Source organism: Streptomyces sp. NPDC051940 (genome assembly GCF_040680895.1).
GTDB lineage: Bacteria > Actinomycetota > Actinomycetes > Streptomycetales > Streptomycetaceae > Streptomyces.
The window spans coordinates 1-12,545 of record NZ_JBFAXR010000189.1; the positions used below are offsets into that span (position 1 = coordinate 1).

Sequence of the window (12,545 nt, forward strand, 5' to 3'; positions counted from 1 at the left end):
GGCCGGTCGCGTTCCGCTGTCCTCCGTGGGCTCAGGGCTTGCGGGCCACCAGCCCGAACTGCGGGACCTCGGGGGCGTCCCGCCAGATGTCGTCCGCGCGCCAGCGCCCGCAGGAGACGATGCCCGGCTCCAGCAGCTCCAGGCCCTCCAGCAGCAGCGCGGTCAGGTCCTCGCGGCTGCGCAGATGGATGGGCGTCGGGGAGTGCGTGTTCCAGTGCTGCAGGCCGCGCAGGTCGTGGGGGTCGGCGTACTCCGTGGTGGCGTGGGCGACCGCCAGGAAGCTGCCGGAGGGCACCGCGTCCATCAGCGTCCGCACCGTGGTCTTCACCTCGGCGTCGTCGAGGAAGTGCAGCACGCTCAGGCCCAGCACCGCCACCGGCCGGCCGAAGTCCAGCGTCTCGCGGGCGCCCGTCAGGATGCCCTCCGGCTCCCGGGCGTCCTGGTGCAGGTACGCCGTGGCGCCGTGCGGGCCGGACGTCAGCAGCGCCTCGGCGTGGGCCAGTACGAGCGGGTCGTTGTCGACGTACACCACCCGCGACTCGGGGGCGATCCGCTGGGCCAGTTCGTGGGTGTTGCCCTCCGTGGGCAGGCCGGTGCCCACGTCGATGAACTGCCGGATGCCCGCCTCGTCGGTCAGATATCTCATCGCCCTGCGCAGGAAGGCCCGGTCGGCCTTGGCCAGCTGCGGCATCACGGGCAGCAGCTCGGCCATCCGGTCGGCGAACGCGCGGTCGGCCGCGTAGTTGTCCTTGCCGCCGAGCCAGTAGTTCCAGACCCGGGCGTTGTGCGGGACGGTGGGGTCGATGGGGTTGGTGGTCACGGCCGCCATGATTCCCTGTCCGGGGAAGTCGCGCCAGTTCCTTACCGGTTGTGACGGAGCCGGATCACTCCCGGCTCCCGAAGCGCGCCGGGTCGAACAGGCCGATCGGATGGGCCGTGCGGCCGTCCAGGGCGAGATCGGCGGTGATCTCCCCGACCACGGGCGCGAACTTGAAGCCGTGGCCCGAGAAGCCGCACGCCACCGTGACCGACTCCGGATACGCCGGGTGCCGCGTGATCACGAAGTGCTCGTCCGGGGTGTTGGAGTACATGCAGGTGGCGGCCTTCAGGAAGGTGCCCGGCAGATCCGGGAGCTGGCCCGCGACCTGGTCCGCCATGGCCCGCACCTCGTGGTCGTACACCGTGCGGTCGATCGTCTCCGGCGTGCACACCGTGCCGCCGCCGCGGAAGAAGGCCACCTTCGCGCCCAGTTCCGGCCCGTCGATCGCGGGGAAGCCGTAGATCTGGACGCCCGCGGCGTCCTCCCAGATGTAGATGGGGTGGCGCTCCGGTTCGAACGCGTGCGTGCCGCCCCGCGGCTGGAACCAGTACATGATTTGCCGCTCGACGGTGATCTCCACCCCCAGCTCCGCGAGCAGCTGCGGCGCCCACGCGCCCGGGCAGACCACCAGCTGCCCCGCCGTGTACGTGCCGCGGCCCGTCGTCACCCGCACACCGCCGCCGGGCAGCACCTCCCAGCCGTCGGCCGGCTCCTCGAAGCGCAGGTCGGCACCGCCGCGCGCGGCCAGCGCCAGCTGCGCCTCGACCGTGCGCTCCGGGCGGACGAGGCCGGCCTTCGCCTCCCACAGGGCGACCTCGTCGTCCTGCGGGGTGAGGGTGGGGAAGCGGCGGCGCAGCTCCTTCGCGTCGTACAGCTCGTGCGGCAGGTCCCAGGTGCGCGCGGAGAGCAGCGCGCCCGCCACGGTGCGGCTGTCGGGCGGACCGACCATGACCCCGCCGCACAGCACGGAGATGCCGGCCAGACCGCTGTCCCGCTCCAGCCGCTCGAAGAGCTCGTACGAGCGCAGCAGCAGCGGCACGTACGCCGGGTCCTCGAAGTACGACTGCCGGGTGATGCGCGAACCGCCGTGGCTGGAGCCCCGGTTGTGCGCCGGCCCGAACCTCTCCAGCCCGAGCACCCGCGCGCCGCGCGCCGCGAGCTGCCACGCCGTGGCGCTGCCCATACCGCCGAGGCCGAGCACGATCACGTCGTAGGAGTCCCCCATGTCAGCCTTTCCTTTGTAAGGTTGGCCCGAGCGTCTGCCGGGAATCATAGAGAACTCCCCGCGGAGGGGAAGATCGCGTGTCGGGGGTCCCGGGGATCCCGTGTGGGCAGGGGGAGGATCCGCCGTATGTCTCAGCCGTTACCCGCGCGTCCGGGCGGCCGGGACGAGCAGCCCGCGCTGACCGGCCGTGAGCGTGAGACGGCGGAGGTCGAACGGCTGCTGCACCACGCCGCCGGAGGCAGCGGCGGCGCGCTCGTCGTCCGCGGCGAGGCGGGCATCGGCAAGACGGCGCTGCTCGACCACGCGGCGCGGCGGGCCGAGGGCATGCGGGTGGTCCGCGGCGTGGGCGTCGAGGCCGAGGCGGAGCTCGCGTTCGCGGGGCTGCACCAGCTGCTCGGGACGTACGCCGACCGGCTCGACGCGCTGCCCGCGCCGCAGGCGGCCGTGCTGCGCGGCGCGTTCGGGCTCACCGAGGCCCTGGGCGCCGACCGGTTCCTCGTCGGCGTCGCCACCCTCTCCCTGCTGGACGAACTCGCCGAGGACCGGCCGCTGCTGGTGCTCGTCGACGACGCCCAGTGGCTGGACCGCACCTCCGCCGACGCGCTGCTGTTCGCCGCCCGCCGGCTGGACGCCGAACGCCTGGTGCTGGTCTTCGCCGCCCGCGACGGGCACCCGTTCCCGGCGTCCGGGCTGCCGGAGCTGTGGCTGGGCGGCATCGACCGCGCGGCGGCCGCCGAGGTCCTCGGCCGGCACGCCGCGGACCTCGCCGAACAGGTACGGGAGCGGATCCTCGACGAGGCCGAGGGCAATCCGCTGGCCCTGCTGGAGCTGCCCGGCGCCCTCAGCCCCGCGCAGCGCGCCGGTGAACTGCCCCTCGAGGCGACACCGTTCGGCTCCGCGCAACCGCTGCCCGGCCGGATCCAGGAGCGTTTCACCGCCCGGATCCAGGCGCTGCCGCCGCGTACCCGGCTGCTTCTGCTGCTCGCCGCGGCCGACGACACCGGCGACCTCGATCTGCTGCTGCGCTCCGCCCACCTGCTCGACGGGAGCCTCGACGACCTCGAACCGGCGGAGGCCGCCGGGCTGGTGCGGATCGCCGAGCGGCGGATGGAGTTCCGCCATCCGCTGGTGCGCACCGCCGCCTACCACGAGGCGACCATGGCCAAGCGGGTCGCCGTGCACCGGGCGCTCGCCGAGGCGCTGCGCGGCGGCGACGAGCACGGCGCCCGCCGCGCCTGGCATCTGGCGGCGGCCGCCACCGGTCCCGACGACGAGGTGGCCGCCGAGCTGGAGGCCACCGCCGAACGGGCCCTGACCGTCGGCGGGTACGCGGCCGTCGCCGCCGCCCTGCAGCGCTCCGCGCAGCTCACCGCCGACCCCGCACGCCGGACCGGCCGGCTGGCCGCCGCGGCCGACGCCGCCGTGAGCGCCGGACTGTCGCCGCTCGCGGAGGAACTCGCCGGCCAGGCCCTGCCGCGGGCCACCGACCCGCTCGTCGTGGCCCGCCTGGCCCGGGTCCAGGCCGCCATCGCGGGCGAGCGCGACCTGCCCGCCCGGGCCCGGCGGCTGCTCACCGCCGCCGCGGGCATCGTGCGGCAGAGCCCGGACGAGGCGGCGTTCATGTGCCTGGACGCGATGACCGTAGCCTGGGCCGAGGGCGGCCAGCAGGCCGCCCGCGAACTCGCCGCGCAGGCCGCCGCGATCCCCGCGGCCACCCCGCTGCTCGGTGCGCTGGCGTCCGCCGTACGCCATCTCGCGGACGAGGACCTGCAGACCGGCCTGCCGCTGGTACGCCGGCTGCTGCGGGAGGTGTGCGACGACGGCCAGCGCCGCGGGCTGTGGGAACGGGGGCTGGTGCAGTGGTGGTTCCACTGGACGGCCGACGTGGACACCGCGCACGACGAGGCGGTCGCGCTGGCCCAGGACTGCCGCGACCAGGGCGCGATCGGCATGCTGCCCCGCGTCCTGATGTACCTCGCCCGCTCCCAGCTCTACCTGGGCCGCTGCCGCGACGTGCAGACGACGGCCGCCGAGGGCCTGCGGATCGCGCAGGACACGGCGCAGACGCACTACGCCGGCCATCTCACCGGGCTGCTGGCGTGCGCGGCCGCGACCCAGGGCGACGAGGAGCGCTGCCGCTCGCTGGCCGACGACATCCTCGGCGAGGGTCCCTCGGAGCGGGGCGTGGAGTGCCTGTACGCCCTCAGCCTGCTGGACCTCGGCCTCGGCCGGTACGACGAGGCGCTGCGCCGGCTCGAGCCGGTGATCGGCGGGCACGGCTGCCATCTGGCGATGGACCACACCTACGGACTGGCCCCCTACGTCGAGGCCGCGGCCCGCGGCGGCGACCCGCGGCGGGCGCGCGCGGCGTGCGAGCAGTTCACCGGCTGGGCCAGGGCCACCGGCCGCCCCTGGCCGCGGGCGGTGGCGCTGCGGCTGCAGGCGCTGCTGGCGCCCGGCGACGAGCCGGACCGGCTGTACGCCCGGGCGGTCGCCCTGCACCGGCAGGACGTGCTGCCCTTCGAAGGCGCCCGCACGGAACTGCTGTACGGCGAGTGGCTGCGCCGCGCGCACCGCCGCGGTGAGGCGCGCGCCCAGCTCCGGCAGGCGCTGGAGACCTTCGAGACACTGCGTGCCAGGCCCTGGGCGGAGCGGGCCCGCCGCGAACTGCGCGCGACGGGGGAGTCGGTGCCCGCCGCCCGCACCCGGGGCGGTCCGGCGCGACTGCTGGACATCCTGACCCCGCAGGAGCTGCAGATCGTCCGGATGGCGGCCACGGGGATGAGCAACCGGGACATCGCGGCGGTGCTCTTCCTCAGCCCGCGGACGGTGGGATACCACCTGTACAAGGCGTTCCCGAAGCTGGGCATCGCCTCGCGGCGCGAGCTCGCCCTCATGAACCCGGTCGCCTGAGCCGTTTGACCCCAGTCATGTGACTGACCCGCGGGCCCCGTTGTCCGGTGACCGGCCGGACGCCCCCGCCGGTTCGTACACTCAGTGCCGCGTACGCCTCCGCGAGCCCGGCCACGCCGACTGATTCCCCGGGCACGGCGACCGGGGAACATCGGTGGAACCTCGCGGCGGCCGGAACGGATCCGGCCCCCAAGTCCTCGCCGCGAGTCCCGTCGAGGAGGTACGCCGATGACACGTACGGCCACGATCCCCGTGCCCGTGTCCCTCCTGACGACGCTCGTCCTGGCCGTCGTCACGCAGGACCCCTCGCTGCTCACGCAGTACCTGCCCGCGCAGCCGACCCGGGCCCACGCCACGGCCGCCGCCCCCTGCACGCCGGGGAGCGGACGGTCCGTGGCCGACAGCGCGGGCTTCACCCTGTGCCTGCCCGCGCACTGGGCACGGGACGAGGAGCGCCGGCCCGCGTACCCGGACGTCGCCGTGGTGACGTACCGGGAGCCCGGTGCGCACGGCATCACGGTGAAGGTCTTCGAGGTCTGCGAACCGACGCTGCGCGACTCGGCGGAGCGGGCCGAACGGCAGCGCCGCCGGACGCTGGACGGCTACCGGACGCTGGCGCGGACGTCGGCCGCGGACCGGGTGACGACCACCACCGGGTACGGCGTGGCCGGGCACGGGGTCCGCGGCGTCGACGTCCGCTTCCGCACCGCGGGCGGTGCGTCCTACGCGGTCGTGGTGACGGGCCCGGAGGACCGCTGGCCGGCGCAGCGGGAGCTGTCGGCCGCGGTCGTCTCCGGGTTCCGGGTCACAGGAGGGTGACCCCGTACACGCTCAGCGCCTCGGTGACCGGCTGGAAGAACGTCGTACCGCCGGAGGTGCAGTCGCCGCTGCCGCCCGACGTCAGGCCGATGGCCTTGTTGCCGTCGTACAGCGGGCCGCCCGAGTCGCCGCTCTCGGCGCACACGGTCGTCTGGATGAGGCCGTAGACCGTGCCGCCGCCGCGGCTGTAGCGGACGGTGGCGTTGAGCGCGGTGACCGTGCCCGAGTGCACGCCGGTGGTGGAGCCGTCGCGGGTGACCGACTCGCCGACGAACGCGTCGGCCGCGGTGTAGCCGCCGGAGTGGCTGAGCGCGGTGTTGTCGTAGCTGACCAGGGCGTAGTCGTTCGTCGGGAAGCTGTAGCCGACGTTGCCGCCGATGAGGGTGGTGCGGGCCTGGTCGGTGTACCAGGTGCTCGCGTCCTTGGCGCAGTGGCCGGCGGTCAGGAAGTAGTAGGTGCCGTTCTTGACGACGTTGAAGCCGAGCGAGCAGCGGTACAGGAACTGGCCGCCGACGCCCCAGATCGGGTCGCCGGGGCTCACCTTCGGGCTGAACTCGCCCGAGGTCCGCTCCAGCCGCATCCCGGCGCCGTAGCGGGCGGCGGTCTGCCGCAGGGTGGCGAGCTCGGCGCCGGAGACCGTGCTGTCGGCGGTCACCAGCAGCCGGCCCTGCTTGTCGTAGCCCCACGCGATGCCGTCGATGCCGCTGGCGTCGACGGCGGCCTCCGCGCCTCTGGCCTGCTGGGCCGGGCTCGGCGCGGCCTGCGCGGGGGCGCCGACGCCGACGGCGGCGAGCAGGACGGATGCGATCGCGGTGGCGAAGGTGGTGCGCTTGAACCTCAAGACGGCCTCCTCAGGCGGTCAACTGGGCACCTACGGACAGGGATCACGACGGATCACATCGTGTCCCTGACAAACTGAACGGAGTATTCCGTTCACCTCGCGCGGTGCGCAAGACCCGTAACACGTTGTTCACCGGGGGAGTTCGGAACGCCCAGGTCGGGGCCGTGGCAGGATCCGTGGCATGAGCATCGAACAGGCAGACCGCCCGGTCGCCCTCGTCACCGGGTCCACCTCAGGCATCGGCGAGGCCGTCGCGCGGCGGCTCGCGGCGGACGGCATGCGCGTCGTCGTGCACTCGCGCAGCAGCGCGGACGCCGGCGAGGCGCTGGCCGCGGAGCTCGGCGGGGCGTACGTGCGGGCGGATCTGGCGGTGGAGGACGAGGCGCGGGCGCTGGTCGCGGCGGCGCTCGACCGGTACGGGCGGCTCGACGTCCTGGTCAACAACGCCGGCATCAGCTGGCCGATCCCGCACGCCGATCTGGCCGCCGCCACCCCGGCCGACTGGCGCCGGCTGCTGGAGGTCAACCTGATCGCGCCCTGGGTGCTGTGCACCGAGGCGCTGCCCGCCCTTCGGAAGAGCCCCGGCGGCGGCAGCATCGTGAACATCACCAGCCACGCCGGCGTACGCCCCAAGGGCTCGTCCGTCCCGTACGCGGCGAGCAAGGCCGCGCTCAACCACGTCACCCGGCTGCTGGCCGCGGCCCTCGGCCCCGAGGTGCGGGTCAACGCGATCGCCCCGGGGCTGGTGGACACGCCGATGACGAAGGAATGGGTCCAGGCCCACGAACTGTGGCGCGAGCGCGCCCCCATGCACCGCCCGGCCCAGCCGGCGGACGTGGCCGGACTGGTGGCGTCGGTGATCGCCAGCGGCTATCTCACCGGCGAGGTCATCGTGTTCGACGGCGGGCTGAACCTGACGTGAGTGGCGCGCTGAACCGACGTGAGTGGCGCGGCCCGCTCCCCCTGGCCCGTACGGCACGGGGGGAGCGGACCGCGGGCTTCTACCGCACCCCGTCGAGGTTCGTCAGACCGCTGTCCGTCTCGTAGCGGATGTCCTCGGCGGGGAGGCCGGCGATACGGGCCAGCCGGGCGGCCGCGGCGGCCCCGGGGGCGGAGCCCTCGACGCCGACCGTGAGGCCGGAGCCGTCCTCGCCGTCCGGTGCCGCCCAGGTGACGCCCGCGTCCCGGCCCGCCGTGCTGCGGGTGACCCGGTCGGCGGCCGCGAGCAGCTCCGCGCGCGTGTACGCCGCGTCCGCGACGAGCACGATCGTCGCGCCCAGCGGCCTGGACTCCGCGTACGCGGCGGCCTCGCGCGGCACCCGGCCGGCCCAGTGGGCCGTGATGCGCCGGGTGCCCTCGTCGACCCTCAGGCCGGCGAACCCCGGGCCCATCCGGCGCAGCCGGTCGGCCACGGCGGACAGGTCGGCCGCCCGCTGACCCTCCGCCGCCGAGGCGTCGTCCGCGTCCGAGGGCGCACGCGACCCGGCGTCGGCCTCACCGGCCGCCGGCCGCGGTGCCCCGCCCGAGGTGACCTCCGCCGCCGCTCCGCCGACCGCCAGGGTGGCCGCCACGACGCAGCCGACGGCGACGGTGCCGGCCGCCAGCCACACCACGGCGCGCCGGGGCATCGCCGTCTACTCCACTTCCAGCGAGTAGCCCCAGCTGTTCAGGGCGACGCTGATCGGCAGATAGACGATGTCGTCGTAGCACGTCGGGTTGGAGTCCGGGTTGTGGGCGCCGCAGCTGGTCGCGGAGGCCGTGTAGCCCGCGATCAGCGTGCCGCGCGCCTGCACGCCGCCGGAGACCGTGCGGTAGATCGGGCCGCCGCTGTCGCCGCCGCCCGCCATGTACGCGCCGGAGCCCCGGGCCCGTACGTACCAGCCGCCGTTCAGGCCGGACAGCGTCACCGCGTCGTCGGTGATCGAGCCGCAGTGGGTGCCGGTGGAGGCGCCGCCGGAGCAGACCGCGTCACCGGTGTTGTTGCTGGCCCAGCTCTTCACCGAGGCCGAGGAGGAGCTGTCCCAGGCGCCGACGTAGATCCGGGCGCTCGTCGCGGGGGAGGCGGACGGGTCGATGCTCTGCGAGTCGATGCTCGGGTACGCGTAGACGTTCGCACCGGTCGCGATCGCCGTGCCGCCGCCGTCGTAGACGGTGTTGTCGGCCTCCGGGTCGCAGTGGTTGGCGGTCAGCAGCCGGCCGGAGCCGCTGGAGAGCGCCGCGAAGCCGGTCGAGCAGACAAAGCCGTTGACGACGATGCGGCCGCCCCCGTACCAGGGCGCGGAGTCGTTCGCGCGCGTCGCCAGGTTCTTGATCCGGCCGACGTTCTCCTCGTACGACACGTTCCCGGCGTCGACGCCCGCCACGGCCGCTATCTCCTTGCGGAGCTGGGCGCCCGGGGCCTTCCCCGCCATCTGCAGCGTGATGCCGGTACCGTCGTGGTTGACCGAGGCCGACGAGATGTCCGCGCTCTTCGCGAGGTCGCTGCGCGTCACCCGGGACGCGGCGGCCTTCCCCTCCTCGCGCGTGAACGCGGCCGTGCGGTGCACGTTGACCTTCACCCCGCGGCCGTTGTCGGCGAGGTACGCCGAGACGTCGGCCGGGACGGCGCCCTTCCAGTACAGGTCTATGGAGCGGGTCCCGGGGTTCACCTTCTGCCCGGCGTAGCCGTGGCCCTCGCCGAGCGCGCTGACGGTGTCCGCGACCAGCGGGAGCACGTCGCCCGCCGTGTCGCCCAGCACGTCGGCGAACGCCGCGACGTGCTGGCCGGCGCCGGGGGCCTTGGTGCCGATCGGCGTCACGAACGGCTGCGCCGACCCGTCCGGTCCGGGGTCTGCGTACGCCGGCTGGGCGAGCGCCGCCGCGGCGAGACAGCCCGCGAGACCGAGGGCGAGCCGCCTGCCGTTCCTGCTGCCGCGAGTGGAGGTTCGCAACGGACCTCGCACATGTCCTCCTTGATAGGGAACTCATTCGGTTACGCGCCGCGATCCTGGCATGACACAGCGCGCCGACCGCAGGTGCGAAGGCGTGATCGGTGAATAAGTGACCGGAAAAGGAGGGGTAATTGGCTCACAATCGGCCTGTGAGGCCACAGGGGCGGAGGTGACGCGCGGGAGGCGTCGGCCGGGCACGGGAGACGGCGGTCGTCACGGTGCGTCACGGCCCCCGGACGGGCTAACCGACCGTGCGGGCGGCAGCACCCCGCCGGACCCTGACGGAGTGGGCCGGCGTCGATCCGGACGGCGGCCGGAATCCTTGCTCGGCCGCGCCCTCCAGGTCGGTCGCCGACCATCGGGAGCGCACCGTGTCATCGATGCCGTTCGGCTCGTTCGGGTCGCAGGACCCCTTCTCCGAGATCCTCAACCGCTTCTTCGGGATGTCTCCCGAATCCGGTCCGCCGCAGGTCCAGCGCGTGCCCATCGGGCGGCTGCTGACGGACTCGGCCCGGGAGCTGATCGCCGCCGCCGAGCGGCGCGCCCTGCAGGACGGCAGCGAGGACCTGGACACCGGGCATCTGCTCTGGGCGTCCACGCAGGTGGAGCCCACCCGCAGCGCGCTGAGCCAGGCGGGAGTGGACCCCGCGAAGCTGGGTGCGGAGATCGCCAAGGCGCTGCCCGGCGAGAGCGCCACCCCGTCCGCCGAACCCGGCCTCACCCCCGCCGCCAAGCGCGTGCTGATCGGCGCCCACGCCCGCTCGCAGGCGGCCGGTGTGTCGTACATCGGCCCGGAGCACATCCTCGGCGCCCTCCTGGACGACCCCGACTCCGGCGCCGCCGGTCTGCTCGAGGCGTACGGCACCGACCCGGGCCGGCTGCGCCGGGCCGGCGACGCCGCCTCGCGGGCGGGCGGCGCGCCCGCCGCCAAGGCGCCGAGCAGCACCCCGACCCTGGACGAGTACGGGCGCGACCTCACCGAGGAGGCGAAGGCCGGCAAGCTCGACCCGGTGGTGGGCCGCGCCGAGGAGATCGAGCAGACCGTCGAGATCCTCTCCCGGCGGGCCAAGAACAACCCCGTCCTCATCGGCGAGCCCGGCGTCGGCAAGACCGCCATCGTCGAGGGCCTGGCCCAGCGGATCGTCTCCGGCGACGTCCCCTCGACGCTGGCGGACAAGCGGGTCGTCTCGCTGGACCTGGCGGGGCTGGTCGCCGGGGCGAAGTACCGCGGCGAGTTCGAGGAGCGGCTGAAGAACGTCATCGACGAGGTGAAGGCCGCCGAGCACTCGACGATCCTGTTCATCGACGAGCTGCACACCGTCGTCGGCGCGGGCGCCGGCGGCGAGGGCGCCATGGACGCGGGCAACATGCTCAAGCCCGCGCTCGCCCGCGGCGAGCTGCACGTCGTCGGCGCCACCACCATCGACGAGTACCGCAAGCACATCGAGAAGGACCCGGCGCTGGAGCGCCGCTTCCAGCCGGTCATGGTCGCCGAGCCGAGCGTCACGGAGACCATCGAGATCCTGCAGGGCCTGCGCGACTCGTACGAGGCCCACCACCAGGTCCGCTTCACCGACGACGCGCTGGTGGCGGCGGCCGAGCTGTCCGACCGCTACGTCTCCGACCGCTTCCTGCCCGACAAGGCCATCGACCTGATCGACCAGGCCGGCGCCCGGGTGAGGCTGAAGTCCCTCGGTAAGTCCACCGAGGTCACCGGCCGCGAGGACAAGCTGGCCAAGCTGAACCGCGAGAAGGACGAGGCCGTCGCCGCCGAGGACTACGCCAAGGCGAGTGAGGTCAAGCAGCGCATCGCCGAGACGGAGGCCGAGCTGGCCGGCGTGGGCGAGCGCCGCGAGGGCGTGATGGCGGTGACCGCCGAGGACATCGCCGAGGTCCTCTCCCGCCGCACCGGCATCCCCGTCGCCCAGCTGACGGAGAACGAGAAGGAGCGGCTGCTCAAGCTCGAAGACGCCCTACACAGCCGGGTGGTGGGCCAGGACGAGGCCGTCACGGCCGTCTCCGAGGCGGTGCGCCGCGGCCGCGCCGGCATGGCCGACCCGAACCGGCCCGTCGGCTCGTTCCTCTTCCTCGGCCCCACCGGTGTCGGCAAGACCGAGCTGGCCAAGGCCCTCGCCGAGCTCCTCTTCGGCGACGAACACCGCATGATCCGCTTCGACATGAGCGAGTTCCAGGAGAAGCACACCGTCTCCCGGCTGATCGGCGCCCCGCCCGGCTACGTCGGCTACGAGGAGGCCGGCCAGCTGACGGAGAAGGTCCGCCGCCAGCCGTACAGCGTGCTGCTCTTCGACGAGGTGGAGAAGGCGCACCCGGACGTCTTCTCGGCGCTGCTGCAGGTGCTGGACGACGGCCGGCTGACCGACGCGCAGGGGCGCACGGTCGACTTCCGCAACACGGTCGTCATCATGACCTCCAACATCGGCGCGCACCGGATCCTCGCCCACAAGGGCAACGTGGAGGACATCAAGCCGGAGCTGATGGAGGATCTGCGCGCGCGCTTCCTGCCGGAGTTCCTCAACCGCATCGACGAGATCATCATCTTCCACGGCCTGGCCGAGGAGGACCTGACGGAGATCGTGGACCTGCTGCTGGAGCAGACCCGCCGCCGGGTGCGCGGCCAGGGCGCGGAGCTGGAGGTGACCGAGGCCGCGAAGAAGCGCCTCGTCGCCCTCGGCCACCAGCCCGAGTTCGGCGCCCGCCCGCTGCGCCGCACCCTGCAGACGGAGCTCGACAACCGCATCGCGTCGCTGCTGCTGCGCGGCGATGTCCACGAGGGTGACACGATCGTGGTGGACGTCGTGGACAACGAGCTGCACCTGTCCGTACGCCACGGCGAGGGCGCCGAGGAGGAGCAGGGCAAGGACGCCGCCGCGGAGAAGGGCAAGGACGCCGAAGGGCCCGGAGGCGAGGCGGACACGCTGCCGAAGGCGGCGTGACCCGGTAGCCGCGAACCCCCGTCCGGGCCGCTGCCGGACGGGG

At 74.0% G+C, this 12,545-nt stretch carries 9 protein-coding genes; 4 read left to right on the forward strand and 5 right to left on the reverse strand.

What is annotated here, in order from left to right; translation table 11 throughout:
• Nucleotides 1-31 precede the first annotated feature (31 nt).
• Nucleotides 32-820, reverse strand: coding sequence for an SAM-dependent methyltransferase (locus AB0M28_RS37725; protein WP_365414881.1), 789 nt, complete (start codon nt 818-820; stop codon nt 32-34).
• Between the two features lie 64 nt (nt 821-884).
• The gene (gene solA / locus AB0M28_RS37730) at nt 885-2,045 is read right to left on the reverse strand and encodes an N-methyl-L-tryptophan oxidase (protein ID WP_365414883.1); all 1,161 of its coding nucleotides are present in this window, start codon (nt 2,043-2,045) and stop codon (nt 885-887) included.
• A 126-nt stretch (nt 2,046-2,171) separates the two neighbouring features.
• Between solA and AB0M28_RS37735 the strand changes: the two genes are divergently transcribed.
• Both AB0M28_RS37735 and AB0M28_RS37740 read left to right on the forward strand, forming a co-directional pair.
• The gene (locus AB0M28_RS37735; RefSeq protein WP_365414884.1) at nt 2,172-4,958 is read left to right on the forward strand and encodes an AAA family ATPase; all 2,787 of its coding nucleotides are present in this window, start codon (nt 2,172-2,174) and stop codon (nt 4,956-4,958) included.
• Between the two features lie 228 nt (nt 4,959-5,186).
• Nucleotides 5,187-5,777, forward strand: a complete 591-nt coding sequence (locus AB0M28_RS37740) for a hypothetical protein (RefSeq protein ID WP_365414886.1) — start codon at nt 5,187-5,189, stop codon at nt 5,775-5,777.
• On the opposite strand, the gene AB0M28_RS37745 is transcribed toward AB0M28_RS37740, so the two are convergent.
• The gene (locus tag AB0M28_RS37745; protein ID WP_365414888.1) at nt 5,764-6,618 is read right to left on the reverse strand and encodes a S1 family peptidase; all 855 of its coding nucleotides are present in this window, start codon (nt 6,616-6,618) and stop codon (nt 5,764-5,766) included. The two genes, AB0M28_RS37740 and AB0M28_RS37745, sit on opposite strands and share 14 nt — an antisense overlap.
• A 181-nt stretch (nt 6,619-6,799) precedes the next feature.
• Between AB0M28_RS37745 and AB0M28_RS37750 the strand changes: the two genes are divergently transcribed.
• Entirely contained in the window at nt 6,800-7,540 is a 741-nt protein-coding gene (locus tag AB0M28_RS37750; protein WP_365414889.1) for an SDR family oxidoreductase, read from the forward strand.
• A gap of 79 nt (nt 7,541-7,619) precedes the next feature.
• On the opposite strand, the gene AB0M28_RS37755 is transcribed toward AB0M28_RS37750, so the two are convergent.
• Nucleotides 7,620-8,246 carry a hypothetical protein gene (locus AB0M28_RS37755; protein ID WP_365414890.1) on the reverse strand — a complete coding sequence of 209 codons (627 nt, stop codon included), beginning with the start codon at nt 8,244-8,246 and terminating at the stop codon, nt 7,620-7,622.
• A gap of 6 nt (nt 8,247-8,252) precedes the next feature.
• Nucleotides 8,253-9,548, reverse strand: coding sequence for a hypothetical protein (locus AB0M28_RS37760; RefSeq protein ID WP_365414892.1), 1,296 nt, complete (start codon nt 9,546-9,548; stop codon nt 8,253-8,255).
• Between the two features lie 371 nt (nt 9,549-9,919).
• On the opposite strand from AB0M28_RS37760, the gene AB0M28_RS37765 reads away from it, so the two are divergent.
• Nucleotides 9,920-12,502 (forward strand): AAA family ATPase, encoded by a 2,583-nt coding sequence (locus tag AB0M28_RS37765; RefSeq protein ID WP_365414894.1) that lies wholly within the window; start codon nt 9,920-9,922, stop codon nt 12,500-12,502.
• Nucleotides 12,503-12,545: the final 43 nt, after the last annotated feature.